This window comes from Kitasatospora sp. NPDC059973 (assembly GCF_042737525.1).
Lineage (GTDB): Bacteria > Actinomycetota > Actinomycetes > Streptomycetales > Streptomycetaceae > Kitasatospora.
This window is the reverse complement of the sequence record NZ_JBHWUI010000183.1, coordinates 1-15568: the sequence shown is the minus strand read 5'-3', so window position 1 is coordinate 15568 and position 15568 is coordinate 1. Positions and strand designations below refer to the sequence as shown.

Genomic DNA, 15568 nt, shown 5'->3' with positions numbered 1-15568 from the left:
CGCCGGTGTGTACCGGCGGGCCCGCCCCGTGGTGTCCGACGAAGGGTCAGTGACCGCCGGCGTCGACCACCTCGATGTCCTCGATGTTCTGCTCGATGGCCTCGGCCGGCAGCGCGACCCGGATCGCCCAGAAGTAGACGCCGAGGGCGAAGACGGCGACCACGCCCATGTCCCACCACATCGGGATGTTGCCGCGGCCCTCGCCGAAGCCGCCCTGCCAGGAGATCAGGCCGAGGCCCACCAGGTAGACCGGCAGCCACTGGGCGGCCCGCCAGTCCAGGCGCGGGGCGTTCGGCAGGCCCTTGCGGATCGCGTAGGCGGCGTAGCTGCCGAGCAGCACGTAGCCGAGGACGATCGCGATGCCCAGGCGGGACAGGGTGTGCCAGCCGGCCCAGTAGATGATCAGGCTGGCGACCACGAAGGCCAGCGGCGAGATCACGCCGCCGAGCGGCAGCCGGTACGAGCGCTCACGGGTGGGCAGGCGGCGGCGCAGCGCGCCGAAGGCCAGCGGGGCGCCGGCGTACATCAGCACGCTGGCGGAGGTGATGAAGCCGACCAGCTCCTGCCAGCTCGGGAAGGGCAGGAAGCAGACGACGCCGGTGACGAAGGAGAGGATCAGGCCGAACCACGGCACGCCCCGGCTGTCCAGCTGCTCGAACTTCTGCGGCGCGTAGCCGTTCTTGCTCAGGCCGTAGGAGATGCGGGAGGTGGAGGTGGTGTAGATCAGGCCGGTGCCGCCGGGGGAGACGATGGCGTCGAAGTAGAGCACCCAGGCCAGCCAGCCGAGGCCGACCAGGGTGGCGAGGCCGGCGAACGGGCCCTCGATGCCGGGGAAGTCGAGCTTGTCCCAGCCGTTGGCGAAGGAGCTGAGCGGCAGCGCGCCGATGAAGACGACCTGGAGCAGGACGTAGATCAGGGTGCCGATGGCGACCGAGCCGAGCACCGCGCGGGGGATGTCGCGCTTGGGGTTGCGGCTCTCGCCGGAGATCTGGATCGCCTGCTCGAAGCCCAGCAGCGCGAAGATGATGCCGCTGGAGCTGATCGCGGCCAGCACGCCCTTGATGCCGAACGGGGCGAAGCCGTGCGAGGTGAAGTTCGAACCGTGGAAGTTGGTCAGCGCGAGCACGAAGATCGTCAGCAGCGGGACGAAGATCTTCAGCCAGGTGGCGATCGAGTTGGTGTGGGCCAGCACCCGCACACCGAGGAAGTTGACCGCGACGAAGACGCCCATCAGCAGGACGGCGACGATGAAGCCGCTGGTGGTGAGGGTGCCGTTGTCGTTCAGGAAGCTCTTGGCGAACTCCCAGTGCCCCGCGTACCCGATCATGGCCTCGACCTCGATCGGTGCCACGGTCGCGGCCTGCAGCCAGGAGAACCAGCCGAAGGACATGCCCGCCAGACCGCCGAAGGCGTAGTGCGGGTAGCGGGCCGTGCCGCCGGCGACCGGGAAGAGCCCGCCCAGCTCGGCGTGCACCAGGGCGAGCAGGACGATCGCGACGGCGCCGATGCCCCAGGAGACGAGCGCGGCCGGCCCGGCGACCATGACGGCGTTCTTGGCGCCGAACAGCCAGCCGGAGCCGATGATCGAACCCACCGAGGCCCACAGCAGGCCGATCAGGCCGACCTCGCGGCGGAGCGACCGATGGGTGGGTGTCCCGGAATCGGGAGAGGTGCCGGTGCTCGGCGGGGACAGCTGGTTGAGGGATGCCATGCGAAATCTCTCTGTGGTGTGGGAACCCGGCGGACGGAGCGCGGAGAGTTGCCACACAGTAGGCGTATTCATAGGCCTATGCACAGATTTCATTACTGAATGTTTACCTACTTCCCCAGACATTCCCGCTGGTAGGGGGTCATCTGTTCATGTGTGTGTTACGTGACTCGCCGGTAGGTCCAGCATTTGAGCCGGAATTGAGGTTCCGCACAAGATCCGGCAATGTGGACGGCAAATAGGGTTATAGAAATAGTGGCGGACGCATAGGGATACCGGGCGGAATCGGTGAGGTGCCCTGTGGCCGGGGTCGTTCGTTCGCTACGGTATGCGCCACCACCGCGGCACAGCGTTGTGTCCGTGCGCTCGAACCCCTCCCGAGGTGCGCGCAGATGAGACTCACCCCCCACGAGCAGGAACGCCTGCTCATCCACGTGGCCGCCGAGGTGGCCCGCGCCCGCCGGGCGCGGGGGCTGCGGCTCAACCACCCCGAGACGGTCGCGCTGATCACCTCGCACGTCCTGGAGGGCGCCCGGGACGGCCGGACCGTCGCCGAGCTGATGGACTCCGGCCGCAAGGTGCTCACCCGGGACGACGTCATGGAGGGGATCGCCGAGATGATCCCGGACGTCCAGGTCGAGGCGACCTTCCCGGACGGGACCAAGCTGGTCACCGTGCACGGGCCGATCCAGTGAGCGGCGAGCGGGCGTTCCCGGGGCAGATCCTCCACGGGGAGGGCGCGATCGGCCTCAACCCCGGCCTGCCGGTCACCCGGCTGACCGTCGTCAACGCCGCCGACCGGCCCGTCCAGGTGGGCTCGCACTACCACTTCGGGGAGGCCAACCCCGGACTGGACTTCGACCGGTCCACCGCGCGCGGCCTACGGCTGAACATCCCGGCCGGCACCGCCGTCCGCTTCGAACCGGGCATCCCGGTGGAGGTCGAACTCGTCCCGATCGCCGGCCGGCGCGAGGTCCTCGGCCTGCGCGGCGCGGTCGGAGGTGCGCTCGATGACTGACCGCCCCGCCCTCTGGCTGACCCGCGAGCGCTACGCCGACCTGTACGGCCCGACCACCGGCGACCGGATCCGGCTCGGTGACACCAATCTGCTGATCGAGGTCGAGGAGGACCGCGGCCGCGGCGGCGACGAGGCCGTCTTCGGTGGCGGCAAGGTGATCCGGGAGTCGATGGGCCAGGCCCGGACCAGCCGCGCCGAGGGCGCCCCGGACACCGTCGTCACCGGCGCCGTGGTGCTCGACCACTGGGGCGTCGTCAAGGCCGACATCGGCATCCGGGACGGCCGGATCACCGCCCTCGGCAAGGCCGGCAACCCCGAGACCATGGACGGTGTCCACCCGGACCTGGTGATCGGACCGGAGACCGAGGTGATCTCCGGCAACGGCCGGATCGTCACCGCCGGCGCCGTGGACGCCCATGTCCACTTCATCTGCCCGCAGTTGGTGGACGAGGCGCTGGCCTCCGGGGTCACCACCCTGGTCGGCGGCGGCACCGGACCGGCCGAGGGCAGCAAGGCGACCACGATCACCCCGGGGGCGTGGCACCTCGGCCGGGTCTTCGCGGCACTGGACGGCCTGCCGGTCAACATCGGCCTGCTCGGCAAGGGCAACACCGTCAACCGGGCCTCGATGCACGACCAGCTGCGGGCCGGCGCGCTCGGGTTCAAGATCCACGAGGACTGGGGCGCCACGCCGGCCGCGATCGACGCCTGCCTCCGGGTCTGCGACGAGACCGGTGTCCAACTGGCCATCCACACCGACACCCTGAACGAGGCCGGCTTCGTCGGCGACACCCTCGCGGCGATCGCCGGCCGGGGCGTCCACGCCTACCACACCGAGGGTGCGGGCGGCGGCCACGCGCCGGACATCATCACCGTGGTCGGCGCCGCGAACGTGCTGCCCAGCTCCACGAACCCGACCAGGCCGCACACCGTCAACACCGTCTCCGAGCACCTCGACATGCTGATGGTCTGTCACCACCTCAGCCCGTACGTGCCGGAGGACCTCGCCTTCGCCGAGTCCCGGATCCGGCCGTCCACCATCGCCGCCGAGGACATCCTGCACGACCTCGGCGCCATCTCCATCATCAGCTCCGACTCCCAGGCCATGGGCCGGATCGGGGAGGTGGTCCTGCGCACCTGGCAGACCGCCCACGTGATGAAGGCCCGGCGCGGCCCGCTCGCCGGCGACGGCCGGGCCGACAACCACCGGGCCCGGCGCTACGTCGCCAAGTACACCATCAACCCGGCCGTCGCCCAGGGCCTGGACGGCGAGATCGGCTCGGTCGAACCGGGCAAGCTCGCCGACCTGGTGCTCTGGTCACCCGCCTTCTTCGGGGTCAAGCCGGACCTCGTGATCAAGGGCGGCCAGATCGCCTGGGCGCAGATGGGCGACGCCAACGCGTCCATCCCGACGCCCCAGCCGATGCTGCCCCGGCCGATGTTCGGCGCCATCGGGCGCTCGGCGGCGGCCAACTCGCTCAACTTCACCGCGACGGCGGCGATCGAGGACGGCCTTCCCGAGCGGCTGGCCGAACAGCTGGGGGTCGCCAAGGCGTTCACCGCGATCCGGAACACCCGGGGGGTCACCAAGGAGCGGATGGTCAACAACAGTGCGCGGCCGGACGTCCGGGTCGAACCCGACACCTTCACCGTCACCATCGACGGGGAACTCGTCACCCCCGAACCGGCCGCCGAACTGCCGCTCGCCCAGCGGTACTTCCTCTTCTGATGGGCCTCGCCGCGCTCCTGCTGCTCGCCGACGGCCGGTTCCCCGCCGGCGGGCACGCCCACTCCGGCGGGGCCGAGGCGGCGGTCCGGGCCGGGCGGGTGCGGGACACCGAGAGCATGACGGCCTTCCTCACCGGGCGGCTGCACACCACCGGTCTGGTGTCGGCCGCCCTGGCCGCGGCGGCCGCCGCCGGCCAGGACGCCGGCCGGCTCGACGCGGCCGCCGAGGCCCGCACCGCCTCACCCGCCCTGCGCGCCACCAGCCGCCGGCTCGGCCGACAACTGCTCCGCGCCGCCCGCGCGGCCTGGCCGCACCCCGGACTCGACCGGCTGGCCGCCGAGTTCCCGCGCGGCGCGCACCAGAGCGTCGTCCTCGGCACCGCCGCGCTGGCCGCCGGCCTCACCCCCGCCCAGGCCGCGACCGCCGCCGCGCACGAGAGCGTCAACGGCCCGGCCACCGCCTGCGTGCGGCTGCTGGGCCTGGACCCGTACGAGGTCGCGGCCGCGCTGGCCCGGCTCGCCCCCGAACTCGACACCGTGGCCGAGGCCGCCGTCACCGCCGCCCTGTGCGGGGACCCGGACGCGCTGCCCGCCGCCTCCGCCCCGCTGCTCGACGTCTACGCCGAGCAGCACCACTCCTGGAAGGTCCGCCTCTTTGCATCGTGACCACGCCGACCCCGTCGACGCCCCCGCCCGCCACACCTACACCTCCACCGCCACCGGCGGCACCCGCCGGCGCGCCCTGCGGATCGGCCTCGGCGGGCCGGTCGGCTCCGGCAAGACCGCCACCGTCGCCGCGCTCTGCCGCCTGCTGCGCGAGGAGCTGTCGCTGGCCGTCGTCACCAACGACATCTACACCACCGAGGACGCGGAGTTCCTGCTGCGCAACGCCGTCCTGCCGCCCGAGCGGATCACCGCCGTGGAGACCGGCTGCTGCCCGCACACCGCCATCCGCGACGACATCTCCGCCAACCTGGAGGCCGTCGAGGAACTGGAGGAGGCGGTCGGGCCGCTCGACCTCGTCCTGGTCGAGTCCGGCGGCGACAACCTCACCGCCACCTTCAGCCGAGGCCTGGTCGACCACCAGATCTTCGTGATCGACGTCTCCGGCGGGGACAAGATCCCGCGCAAGGGCGGCCCGGGGATCTCCACCTCGGACCTGCTGGTGATCAACAAGACCGACCTCGCCCCGCTGGTCGGCGCCGACCTCGACGTGATGGCCCGCGACGCCGCCGCCCAGCGTGGCGCGCTGCCCACCGTGTTCTCCGCGCTCACCTCGCCCGACGGGGTGGCACCGGTCGCCGCCTGGGTCCGGGAGCGGCTGGCCGACTGGCGCACCCGGCCGTGACGGCTCCCACGGTGACGGCGCCCACGGTGACGGCTCCGGTGACGACGGCCGCGGCCGGTCCCGTCCCGGCCGACGCGCCCCGGGCCGCGCTGGTGGCCCGGGCCCGGATCCGGGCCGAACCCGACGGGCGGGGCGCGACCGCCCTGCCCGTCCTCTCCGGCGCCGGACCGCTCGCCCCACGGCGCACCCGGGACGCCGGCGGCGGAGCCCGGGTGGTGCTCGTCGGCTCGATGGCCGCGCCGCTCGGCGGAGACCGGCTGGCACTCGAGGTCGAGGTGGCCGACGGCGCGGCCCTCACCGTGACCAGCGCGGCCGCCACGATCAGCCTGCCCGGCCCCGGCCCCGCCCACTACGACGTCGAACTGACGGTGGGGGAGGGCGCCCGGCTCGACTGGTGCCCCGAGCCGGTGGTCGCCGCCGCCGGCAGCCACCTCCTGCTGCACACCCGGATCACCCTCGCCGCCGGTGCCCGGCTGCGCTACCGCGAGGAGCAGGTCCTCGGCCGCCACCACGACTGGGCCCGGGCCGCCGGCCCCGGCCGGCTCACCTCCCGGCTGACCGTGGGCCGCGCCGGCCGGCTCCTGCTGGACCAGCGGACCGACCTCGGCCCCGGCGCCCCCGGCTGGGACGGTCCCGCCGTCCTCGGCGGCCACCGGGCCACCGGCCAGCTGCTCACCGTCGGCCACCCGCCGCCCGCGCCGCCGCGGTGGCCCGAGGCCGGGGACGCCGCCCTGCTCACCCTGCCCGACCCGGACGCCCGGCTGCTCATCGCCGCGGCCCCCGACGCGCTCGCCCTCCGGCGGGTGCTCGACGGGGACTGAGCGCCGGGGCCGCCGCCGCGGGGCCGCCCCGCGCGCGGCCGGCCGGGCGCTGATCCGATGCGAATGGTCGGACAAGCCCTAGCCTGGGGCGATGACCGATCGCCGGCCCGGCCGCTACCGCCCGCTCTCCCCGCTGCGCGAGCACCTGCGGGAGTCGTTCTGGTTCGCCCCGCTGGTCACCTGCGTCGCCGCGGTACTGCTCTCCGGGGTGACGGCCTGGCTGGACGAGGCCGTGGTCACCGCCAGCGTCGCCGAGACCGGCTCGGCGGACGAGCTGATGCGGTTCACCGGTGCGGCCAAGAGCGTGGTCTCCACGGTGAGTTCGGCGATGCTCACGTTCATCGGCGTGGTGTTCTCGATCTCGCTGGTCGCCCTGCAGATGGGCGCCAGCCAGTTCTCCCCGCGCGTCCTGCGGCTGTACGTCCGCAGCCGGCTCACCAAGGCCACCTTCTCGGTCTGCCTGGCCACCTTCCTGTTCGCCCTGCTCGTCCAGCTCAGCTACGACGACTCCACCGACCCGGCGAAGGTCACCTCGGTGCCGGTCTTCTCCGGCCTCGGCTCCCTCCTGCTGGTCCTGCTCAGCCTGGCGCTGTTCGTGCTCTACGTGCAGTCCACCATGCGGCTGCTGCGGGTGCCGCACGTCATCGACCGGGTCGCCAACGAGTCGGTGGCGGTGATCCTCCAGTACCGGCGGATGCCGCCCGAGCCGCAGCCGCCGGCCGTCCCGGAGGGGGCGCCCACCCTGCTCCACGAGGGGCGCTCCGGGGTGCTGCGCGACGTCAACATCGGCCGCCTGGTCCGGATCGCCCGCAAGCACGACGTGGTGCTCCATCTGGTGCCCAGGATCGGCGACTTCATCACGCCCGGCACCCCGATCGTCCGGGTGGCCGGGGCCGCCGACCGGCCGCCGCGCCCGCGGGGGATCGCCCTGGCGCTCAACGTCGGCGTCGACCGCACCATGCACCAGGACCTCAGCTTCGGGTTCCGGCAGCTGGTCGACATCGCGATCCGCGCGCTCTCGCCCGCCGTCAACGACCCGACCACCGCCGTGCAGGCGATCGACCGGATCCACCAACTGCTCGGGATGCTGGTGCACGAGAGCTTCGGGGACCTCTGCTTCCGCGACCGGGCCGGCGCCGTCCGGCTGGTCGAACCGGTGCCGGACTGGCAGTCCGTGGTCGACCTCGCGTTCACCGAGATCCGGCTCTGCGGGGCGGGCCACCCGCAGGTGACCCGCCGGCTGGCGGCCGCCCTGGACGACCTGCTGCTGATCAGCCCCGACCGGCGGCGCTCGCAACTCCTGGAGCAGCGGCGCCTGTTGGACCGTGCCGTGGTCGAGCAGCTGCCCGATCCGGAGGTCCGCGCCTTCGCCCTGCTGCCGGACCGGCAGGGCATCGGCTGAGGAGCCCCGGGGCCGGGCCACCGCCCGACTACCCGGCCGCCACCAGGTCGGAGGGGTCGGTGTTGGCGCCGCAGAGCAGCACCGCGATCCGCTCGCCGGCCACGTCGTCCAGCTCCGTCACCGCGGCGAGCGCGGTGGCCGCCGCGTGCTCGACGGCGATCCGCCGCTCGTCCCAGAGCGCCTGCCGGGCCCGGACGATGGCATCGTCCGGTACCAGCACGGTGCGGACGCCGTCCTGCCGGGCGGCGTGCACCGCCAGCGCGGTGGCCCGGCGGGCCCCCAGGGAGTCCGCGGCCACCGAGTCCACCGGGACGTCCACCGGGTGGCCGGCCGCGAGGGCCGCGCCCAGTGCCCGGCTCCCCGTCGGCTCCACCGCCACCACCCGCACGCCGTGCTCCCGCGCCGCGGCGGCCACCCCGGCGAACAGTCCGCCACCGCCCACCGAGACCACCACCGTGTCCAGGCCGGGCAGCCGGGCCACGATCTCGTCCAGCACCGTCCCGGCCCCGGCCGCGATCAGCGGGTGGTCGTACGCGTGCGAGGCGAGCGCGCCGCCGTCCGCCGCGAACTCCTCGCAGGCCGCCAGCGCCTCGGCGTACTCGCGGCCCGCCAGCCGCACCTCGGCCCCGTAGGAGCGCAGCCGGGCCACCTTGACCGCGGGCGCGGTCTCCGGCAGGAACACGGTGGCCCGCACGCCGAGTTCGCGGGCCGCCCAGGCGCAGGCCAGGCCGGCGTTCCCGCCGGAGGCGATGGTCACCCCGGCGGCCGGGAGGGTGCCCGCCTCGGTGTGCGCGAGCAGGAAGTTCTGCGCCCCGCGGGCCTTGAAGCTGCCGGTGTGCTGGAGGTACTCCAGGGCCAGCCAGACCCGCCCGCCGTCGTCCCCGGGTGCCACCACCACCGGCCGCACCCGCCCCGCGATCCGCCGCCCGGCCGCCTCGACCTCGCCGTACGTCAGGTGCTCCACGCTGCTGCTCCTCCCGGTCCGGGGGTGGAAGCCGACTTCCACCGCGTCACCGCCGACGGTACGTCGCGGCGGCCCACCAGCAGAAGATCACGACCGCCCGGCGGGGGCCGCACAGGGGTCGGGGCCGGGCGGCCGCGTAGGCTGACCGCCATGCGTTCCGTGATTCTTCCGCCGCCCGCCCGCTAGCGGGCGCGCTCCACGATTCCCCGCCCGGCGGCGCCGTCGCCACCGGGCCGCTGGATGCCGCCCGCGTCGACCGCGGACGTCACCGGCCCACCATCGTGGAGAACCAACGCATGACCACTCGTTCCGCCGTGCCGCTCCGGCACGGCCTGCTGTCCATCTCGGCCGCCGCCGTCGCCTGGGGCCTGGGTGGCGCCGCCGCCGCGCTGCTGCTGCGGACCACCGGGCTCGGCCCGGTGGCCGTCTGCTTCTGGCGGTTCGCCGTCGCGGCCGGCTGCCTGGCCCTCCTCCCCGCCCGCCGGGGGCGCGCCGGTGCGCGCGGCGCGGCCCTGCTCACCGGGCTCGGGCTGGCGGTGAGCCAGTGCGCCTACTTCGGCTCGGTGTAGTACGCCGGTCTCGGCCTCGGCACCCTGGTCACCATCGGTGCGGGGCCCGTCCTGACCAGTCTCGGCGCCCATCTGCTGCTCGGTGAGCGGCTCACCGTGCGGGCCTCGGCCGCGATCGCGGTCGCGCTCGGCGGGTTGGTCCTGCTGGTCGCCGCCCCGGCGGCCGGCCCGCGGCCGGTGCTCGGCGTCGCACTCGCCGTCCTGGCGGGCGCCGGGCAGAGCGGCCTCACCCTCTGGGCCCGCGGCGGCGGTTCGGCCCGGGCGGACGTCGGCGCCTTCACCACCGGCATGCTCTGCCTGCTGCCCCTGGCCGCGGCCGACGGGGTGCTGCCGACCGCGGGTGGTCCGGCGCTGACGGCGGGCGCGCTGCTCTTCCTGGGGACCGTCCCCACGCTGCTCGCCTACCGCTGGTACTTCACCGGTCTGACGGCCGTCCCCGGGGCGACGGCCGCCGTGCTGGTGCTGCTGGAGCCGGCGACCGCCGCGCTGCTCGCCACCGTCTGCTTCGGCGAGCCGGTGACCCCGGCCCTGCTGGCGGGCTCCGTTCTGCTGCTGGCCGCGATCGCGCTGCTCACCCGCGAGAGCGGCTGACCGCTAGGGCCGCCCGCGCCCCGCCCGGTGGACGGTGGGGCGCGGGCGGCCCTACGGCACCGGCCGCAGCGTCGGCGGAGCAGGTGTCAGGGCGCGCAGCACGAGGTCGACCTGGACCCGCACCGCGCCGGCCCGGAGCAGCGCGGTGGAGACCGCGCGCAACTCCTGGGGGCCGCCGCAGACGAGCCGCAGTTCGAGGTCGGCGCCGCCGGCCAGCGCGAACCCGCTCCGGATGGCCGGGAACTCGGCGGCGAGCCGGTCGAAGTCGAGCGGTACGGGGCCGAAGCGGACCCGGACCAGGGCGTGCAGGGGCCGCCCGCCGCCGGGGTGCGGGGTTCCCCCGGGCCGGGCCGCCGGCCCGGGGGAGCGCTGTCCCGGGCCGGCGGCCCGCCGGTCCGGTTCGGGCGACCGGGCGCCGGGGACGAGCCGGAGCGTCGTCACCGGTGCTGGAGCTCGGTCCGGACAGCCGCCGCGGTGGGGCCGGTGGGCCCGGCGGGCGTGCTGGCCGCGCCCTCCCGGGCGGGCCTGGCGACGGGCGGTGCCACCAGCCGTGGATCCAGGACCAGGGCGTCCACGCCGAGCGGCGCGGCGAGCGCCCGCAGCGCGGGCTCGGCGAGTTCGGTGCACGCCTGGTCCGGTCCGAGGAGCGCGGTCAGCGCCTCGGTGGTGGCGAAGCCCACCGCGCAGCGACGGCCGTCGCGCAGGCGGAAGAGCCGGAGGGCGGTGGTGGATCCGGTGACGGTGACCGGGACGTGCCAGACGACGGGGGCCATGCGGTGCTCCCAAGGAGTGGTGGGGCCTGCGGGAACTGCTTACTCCGACGCTAGGGCGGCGGCGGGCCGTCGGTCGCTCCCCTGACGCGGCGTTGACCGAATGCGGTGCTGTGTTGACGGAGTCCTGACGGTCCCCGGACTTCCCCCCGATCATGCCTTCCCTTTCCTTCCCTATCCGCCCGATCTTCGTGGTAATTTGCGTAATGATAAGGAAGATCAAAGGAAGTGAGGCCTGGTGGCGCCCTACTACTCGGTGGAACAGGTGGCCGAACTGCTGGACCTGCACGTGCGCACGGTGCGCGGCTACGTCCGGGACGGCCGCCTCCGGGCGACCAGGATCGGCAAGCAGTACCGGATCACCGCCCAGGACCTCGCGGAGTTCACCGGTGCCCCCGCGCCCGCGCCGGCCGAGGAGCGGCGCCACGCCGAGGCCTCGACCATCGTGCAGATCGACGCGATCGGGACGGTGGAGGCCGCCCGGCTGGCCAACACCCTGATGGCGGCCGTCGCGGGCCCGCGCGAGGACGGACCGCTGCGGGTCCAGACCCTGCACGACGAGCAGCGCTCGACGCTCAAGGTGGTCATCCTCGGGGGTCTGGCCGACACGGCCGAGCTGCTCGTCATCGTCAACGCACTGATCGGGGAGAACGCCGATGTCTGAGTCCGCCGTCACCGTCCTGCGCCTGCCCGCCGACGGCCCGCCGGTGCGCGACGAACGGGATGCCACCGATCTGATCGGTGACGCGTTCGCGGCCGGCGCGGCCTGGGTCGTGGTGCCCGCCGAGCGCTTCGAGGAGGACTTCTTCCGCCTCGGCACCCGGATCGCGGGCGGGATCGTGCAGAAGTTCGCCACCTACCGGCTCGGCCTGGCCGTCATCGGTGACATCTCCCGCCACACCGACGGCAGCGGCCCGCTGCGGGACTTCGTCCGGGAGAGCAACCGGGGCGGCCAGCTCTGGTTCCTCGCCGACGAGGCCGAGTTCGACGCCCGGCTCGCCGCGCACCGGTGAGGCCGCCGGCGGGGGGTTCCGCGGGCCCGCGCCCCGCTGCTCCGCTTGCCCGGCGCCCGCCCCGGGACGACGGTGGAGCTGACCGCCGCCGGCCCGCCCGGGCGCGGGAGCGCACTCCGGTGCGGGGGGAGGTGGAGCGAAGGGGCGAACACGAGATATCTTGACATCAAGACGTTGGAGACGTGAAGCGGAGTACCGATGACTGACTCGACCATCATCTATACGCACACCGACGAGGCGCCGGCCCTGGCAACGTACTCGTTCCTGCCTGTGGTGCAGGCTTACGCCTCGACGGCGGGTGTGCGGGTGGAGACTCGCGACATCTCCCTCGCCGGGCGGATCATCGCGAGCTTCCCGGAGCGTCTGGAGGAGGGCCAGCGGATCGAGGACGCCCTCGCCGAGCTGGGCGAACTCGCCAAGACCCCGAGCGCCAACATCATCAAGCTGCCGAACATCTCGGCCTCCATCCCGCAGCTGAAGGCGGCGGTCGCCGAGCTCCAGGCGCAGGGCTACGCGCTGCCGGACTACCCGGACGACCCGCAGACGGACGAGGACAAGGACGTCCGGGCCCGCTACGACAAGGTCAAGGGCAGCGCGGTCAACCCCGTCCTGCGCGAGGGCAACTCCGACCGCCGTGCCCCCGCGTCGGTCAAGAACTACGCCAAGACGCACCCGCACCGCATGGGCGCCTGGTCGGCCGACTCCAAGACCAACGTCGCGACCATGGGCGCGAACGACTTCCGGTCCACCGAGAAGTCCGTGGTGGTCCCCTCGGCCGGCTCGCTGCGCATCGAGCTGGTCGCCGAGGACGGCACCACCACCGTGCTGCGTCCGTCCGTCCCGGTCCTGGCCGGCGAGGTCGTCGACGCCTCGGTGCTGCACGTCGCCGCGCTGCACGAGTTCCTGGCGGCCCAGGTCGCCCGCGCCAAGAGCGAGGGCGTGCTGTTCTCGGTGCACCTCAAGGCCACCATGATGAAGGTCTCCGACCCGATCATCTTCGGCCACGTGGTCCGCGCCTTCTTCCCGAACACCTTCGCCAAGTACGGCGAGGCGCTGGCCGCGGCCGGTCTGAACCCGAACAACGGCCTCGGCGGCATCCTGGGCGGCCTCGAGAAGCTGGAGAACGGCGCCGAGATCAAGGCCTCCTTCGAGGCCGAGCTGGCCGAGGGCCCGGCCCTGGCCATGGTCGACTCCGACAAGGGCATCACCAACCTGCACGTGCCGAGCGACGTCATCGTCGACGCCTCGATGCCGGCCATGATCCGCACCTCCGGCCACATGTGGGGCCCGGACGGCAACGAGGCCGACACCCTGGCCGTGCTGCCGGACAGCAGCTACTCCGGCGTGTACCAGGCCGTCATCGACGACTGCCGCGCCCACGGCGCCCTCGACCCGGCCACCATCGGCTCGGTGCCGAACGTCGGCCTGATGGCCCAGGCGGCCGAGGAGTACGGCAGCCACGACAAGACCTTCGAGATCGCCGCCGCCGGCACCGTCCGGCTCGTCGACGACGAGGGCAACGTCGTGCTGGAGCAGGCCGTCGAGGCCGGCGACATCTTCCGCGCCTGCCAGACCAAGGACCTGCCGATCCAGGACTGGGTCAAGCTGGCTGTCACCCGTGCCCGCGCCACCGGCGACCCGGCCGTCTTCTGGCTGGACGAGAACCGCGCGCACGACGCCGTGCTGATCGAGAAGGTCAAGACCTACCTGCCGGAGCACGACACGGCCGGTCTGCAGATCGAGATCAAGACCCCGGTCGAGGCCACCAAGTTCTCGCTGGAGCGGATCCGCCGCGGCGAGAACACCATCTCGGTCACCGGCAACGTGCTGCGCGACTACCTCACCGACCTCTTCCCGATCCTGGAGCTGGGCACCAGCGCCAAGATGCTGTCGGTCGTCCCGCTGATGAACGGCGGCGGCCTGTTCGAGACCGGCGCCGGCGGCTCCGCCCCGAAGCACGTCCAGCAGCTGGTCAAGGAGGACTACCTGCGCTGGGACAGCCTGGGCGAGTTCTTCGCGCTGGCCGCCAGCTTCGAGCACCTGGCCCAGACCACCGACAACGCCCGCGCCCAGGTGCTGGCCGACACGCTGGACCGCGCCACCGGCACCTTCCTCAACGAGGACAAGTCGCCGAGCCGTCGCCTCGGCGGCATCGACAACCGCGGCAGCCACTTCTACCTGGCCCTGTACTGGGCCCAGGAGCTGGCCGGGCAGACCGCCGACGCCGAGCTGGCCCAGGCGTTCGCAGGTCTGGCCGAGGCGCTGGCCGGGCAGGAGCAGGTCATCGTCGAGGAGCTCATCGCGGTGCAGGGCTCGCCGGTCGACATCGGCGGCTACTACCAGCCCGACCCGGCCAAGGCCGCGGCCGTGATGCGTCCCTCGAAGACCTTCAACGAGGCGCTCGCCAACCTCGGCTGATCCCAGCCGGGCGGAGTCGACACCAGGCCGGCACCGAGCCGTACCGGGAGGCCCCCGGGTCCGTTCGCGGACCCGGGGGCCTCTCCGCGTCCGGCGGGGCGGGCGGCCGGGCGGCTCACCACCGCCAGCCCACCACCGCCCCCGCCGTCGCGAGCAGCAGCACGGCGACGGCGTTCGCCCGGGGGTACATCAGGCCCGTCGCGACCACCTCGCGCAGGACGGCGCTGGGCCAGTAGTACCCGGCCGTCGGCGCGCCGACGACCTGCCCCGGCACCCCGGCCCGGCGGGTGGTCACGGCGGAGCGCAGCACGTGGAAGCTGCTGGTCACCACGGTGCAGTGGTAGCCGGGCCGTTCGCGCTCCATCAGCTCGCGGCTGAAGGCGAGGTTCTCGGTGGTGCTGGTGGCCTTCTCCTCCAGCCGGATCCGCTCCCGCGGGCAGCCGGCGGCGACCAGGTGGTCCGCCATCGCCGAGGCCTCGGTGCAGCTCTCGTCCGGGCCCTTGCCGCCGGTCACCAGCATCAGCGGCGCGTGTCCGGCGGCCTCCTCGGCGCGGTAGAGCGCCATCGCGCGGTCCAGCCGGGCGGCCAGCAGCGGCGGCACCTCGCAGCCGTTCAGCCCGGCGCCCAGCACCACCAGGTAGTCGGCGCCGGGCCGGGGGGCGAGGCGCCGGTACAGCAGGGTGTACCCGAGGAAGCAGAGCAGCAGGAAGGCGCCGTAGCCGCCGAGCAGGACGGCGGCGCCGGCCGCCGCGCGCAGCGCCCGGACGCTGAGGTAGGTGGCCGAGAGCAGCAGCCCGAGCAGGGCGAGCAGGGCGGCGCCGGCGAGCAGGGACAGCAGGCTGGCCGGCCGGGTGCCCTCCCGCCGGACCATGGTGACCCCGTTGGCCACCAGCAGGGCGGCCGCGACCAGGCCGCTCAGCCAGACCGCGCCGGCCACCCCGGCGGTGACGGCGCTCGCGGCCGACGAGGAGAAGTGGCCGACCGCGCTCACCGTGCCGAGCGCCGCGCAGACGCCGATCAGGCCGATCAGCACCCCGTTGCCCAACCGTCTCGGTTCCTGGATCCGGGAGAGCAGGACCACGGCGAGCAGGGCGGCCATCAGAAGCGCTTGCATGCCCGGATCCTAGTAGTGCTTTGTTAGGAGGCTTGTCGCATCGCGTGTTCGGTAGTTCTCTGTTGGTATGAGGACTGGCGAACTTGCTTTGTGGCGGGGGCGGT

Annotated in this window: 17 protein-coding genes; 12 read left to right on the top strand and 5 right to left on the bottom strand. The window is 73.7% G+C overall.

All coding sequences use genetic code 11. The annotated features are described in order from the left end of the window. Window positions 1-46 precede the first annotated feature (46 nt). A complete protein-coding gene (locus ACFWA9_RS33310) occupies window positions 47-1711 on the bottom strand; it encodes an APC family permease (RefSeq protein ID WP_352294313.1) in 1665 nt (554 codons plus the stop codon). Window positions 1712-2100: 389 nt separating this feature from the next. On the opposite strand from ACFWA9_RS33310, the gene ACFWA9_RS33305 reads away from it, so the two are divergent. The 7 genes from ACFWA9_RS33305 to ACFWA9_RS33275 all read left to right on the top strand — a co-directional run bounded on the left by ACFWA9_RS33305 (window position 2101) and on the right by ACFWA9_RS33275 (window position 8025). Next, window positions 2101-2403, top strand: coding sequence for an urease subunit gamma (locus ACFWA9_RS33305; RefSeq protein ID WP_329490983.1), 303 nt, complete (start codon window positions 2101-2103; stop codon window positions 2401-2403). After that, window positions 2400-2726, top strand: coding sequence for an urease subunit beta (locus tag ACFWA9_RS33300; protein ID WP_329490984.1), 327 nt, complete (start codon window positions 2400-2402; stop codon window positions 2724-2726). The genes ACFWA9_RS33305 and ACFWA9_RS33300 overlap by 4 nt, the downstream gene beginning before the upstream one ends. Beyond that, complete coding sequence (locus tag ACFWA9_RS33295) at window positions 2719-4455, top strand: urease subunit alpha (protein ID WP_352294311.1); 1737 nt, start codon at window positions 2719-2721, stop codon at window positions 4453-4455. Before ACFWA9_RS33300 ends, ACFWA9_RS33295 begins: the two co-directional genes overlap by 8 nt. Then, window positions 4455-5120 (top strand): urease accessory protein UreF, encoded by a 666-nt coding sequence (locus tag ACFWA9_RS33290; RefSeq protein ID WP_380392274.1) that lies wholly within the window; start codon window positions 4455-4457, stop codon window positions 5118-5120. The genes ACFWA9_RS33295 and ACFWA9_RS33290 overlap by 1 nt, the downstream gene beginning before the upstream one ends. Continuing rightward, window positions 5110-5802: an urease accessory protein UreG gene (gene ureG / locus ACFWA9_RS33285; RefSeq protein WP_352294307.1), complete on the top strand. Its 693-nt coding sequence runs from the start codon at window positions 5110-5112 to the stop codon at window positions 5800-5802. Before ACFWA9_RS33290 ends, ureG begins: the two co-directional genes overlap by 11 nt. A 38-nt stretch (window positions 5803-5840) precedes the next feature. Continuing rightward, window positions 5841-6623: an urease accessory protein UreD gene (locus ACFWA9_RS33280; protein WP_380392271.1), complete on the top strand. Its 783-nt coding sequence runs from the start codon at window positions 5841-5843 to the stop codon at window positions 6621-6623. A gap of 91 nt (window positions 6624-6714) precedes the next feature. Further along, entirely contained in the window at window positions 6715-8025 is a 1311-nt protein-coding gene (locus ACFWA9_RS33275; protein WP_380392269.1) for a DUF2254 domain-containing protein, read from the top strand. A gap of 28 nt (window positions 8026-8053) precedes the next feature. Here the strand turns inward: ACFWA9_RS33275 and ACFWA9_RS33270 are convergent, their stop codons facing one another. Next, window positions 8054-8989 carry a serine/threonine dehydratase gene (locus ACFWA9_RS33270; protein ID WP_359836046.1) on the bottom strand — a complete coding sequence of 312 codons (936 nt, stop codon included), beginning with the start codon at window positions 8987-8989 and terminating at the stop codon, window positions 8054-8056. 296 nt (window positions 8990-9285) lie between these two features. Between ACFWA9_RS33270 and ACFWA9_RS33265 the strand changes: the two genes are divergently transcribed. After that, window positions 9286-9558: a hypothetical protein gene (locus ACFWA9_RS33265; RefSeq protein ID WP_380392266.1), complete on the top strand. Its 273-nt coding sequence runs from the start codon at window positions 9286-9288 to the stop codon at window positions 9556-9558. Window positions 9559-9654: 96 nt separating this feature from the next. Further along, a complete protein-coding gene (locus tag ACFWA9_RS33260) occupies window positions 9655-10149 on the top strand; it encodes an EamA family transporter (RefSeq protein ID WP_380392263.1) in 495 nt (164 codons plus the stop codon). 51 nt (window positions 10150-10200) lie between these two features. Here ACFWA9_RS33260 and ACFWA9_RS33255 read toward each other — a convergent pair whose 3' ends face one another. Beyond that, window positions 10201-10590, bottom strand: a complete 390-nt coding sequence (locus ACFWA9_RS33255) for a hypothetical protein (protein WP_352294302.1) — start codon at window positions 10588-10590, stop codon at window positions 10201-10203. Beyond that, window positions 10587-10922, bottom strand: a complete 336-nt coding sequence (locus tag ACFWA9_RS33250) for an SAV_915 family protein (protein ID WP_329490993.1) — start codon at window positions 10920-10922, stop codon at window positions 10587-10589. The genes ACFWA9_RS33255 and ACFWA9_RS33250 overlap by 4 nt, the downstream gene beginning before the upstream one ends. A 235-nt stretch (window positions 10923-11157) precedes the next feature. Here ACFWA9_RS33250 and ACFWA9_RS33245 point away from each other — a divergent pair, with 235 nt between their 5' ends. The 3 genes from ACFWA9_RS33245 to ACFWA9_RS33235 all read left to right on the top strand — a co-directional run bounded on the left by ACFWA9_RS33245 (window position 11158) and on the right by ACFWA9_RS33235 (window position 14350). After that, window positions 11158-11583, top strand: coding sequence for a helix-turn-helix domain-containing protein (locus ACFWA9_RS33245; protein WP_380392260.1), 426 nt, complete (start codon window positions 11158-11160; stop codon window positions 11581-11583). Continuing rightward, window positions 11576-11932 (top strand): DUF4180 domain-containing protein, encoded by a 357-nt coding sequence (locus tag ACFWA9_RS33240; protein WP_352294297.1) that lies wholly within the window; start codon window positions 11576-11578, stop codon window positions 11930-11932. Before ACFWA9_RS33245 ends, ACFWA9_RS33240 begins: the two co-directional genes overlap by 8 nt. A gap of 198 nt (window positions 11933-12130) precedes the next feature. Beyond that, window positions 12131-14350 carry an NADP-dependent isocitrate dehydrogenase gene (locus ACFWA9_RS33235; RefSeq protein ID WP_352294295.1) on the top strand — a complete coding sequence of 740 codons (2220 nt, stop codon included), beginning with the start codon at window positions 12131-12133 and terminating at the stop codon, window positions 14348-14350. Window positions 14351-14465: 115 nt separating this feature from the next. Here the strand turns inward: ACFWA9_RS33235 and ACFWA9_RS33230 are convergent, their stop codons facing one another. Further along, window positions 14466-15464, bottom strand: coding sequence for a YdcF family protein (locus ACFWA9_RS33230; protein WP_329490996.1), 999 nt, complete (start codon window positions 15462-15464; stop codon window positions 14466-14468). Between the last annotated feature and the right edge of the window lie 104 nt (window positions 15465-15568).

Coding starts and splice junctions, on each gene's coding strand:
- ACFWA9_RS33310 (WP_352294313.1), bottom strand. CDS start 1,711: ATGGCATCCCTCAACCAGCTGTCCCCGCCGAGCACCGGCACCTCTCCC.
- ACFWA9_RS33305 (WP_329490983.1), top strand. CDS start 2,101: ATGAGACTCACCCCCCACGAGCAGGAACGCCTGCTCATCCACGTGGCC.
- ACFWA9_RS33295 (WP_352294311.1), top strand. CDS start 2,719: ATGACTGACCGCCCCGCCCTCTGGCTGACCCGCGAGCGCTACGCCGAC.
- ACFWA9_RS33290 (WP_380392274.1), top strand. CDS start 4,455: ATGGGCCTCGCCGCGCTCCTGCTGCTCGCCGACGGCCGGTTCCCCGCC.
- ACFWA9_RS33275 (WP_380392269.1), top strand. CDS start 6,715: ATGACCGATCGCCGGCCCGGCCGCTACCGCCCGCTCTCCCCGCTGCGC.
- ACFWA9_RS33265 (WP_380392266.1), top strand. CDS start 9,286: ATGACCACTCGTTCCGCCGTGCCGCTCCGGCACGGCCTGCTGTCCATC.
- ACFWA9_RS33250 (WP_329490993.1), bottom strand. CDS start 10,922: ATGGCCCCCGTCGTCTGGCACGTCCCGGTCACCGTCACCGGATCCACC.
- ACFWA9_RS33240 (WP_352294297.1), top strand. CDS start 11,576: ATGTCTGAGTCCGCCGTCACCGTCCTGCGCCTGCCCGCCGACGGCCCG.
- ACFWA9_RS33235 (WP_352294295.1), top strand. CDS start 12,131: ATGACTGACTCGACCATCATCTATACGCACACCGACGAGGCGCCGGCC.
- ACFWA9_RS33230 (WP_329490996.1), bottom strand. CDS start 15,464: ATGCAAGCGCTTCTGATGGCCGCCCTGCTCGCCGTGGTCCTGCTCTCC.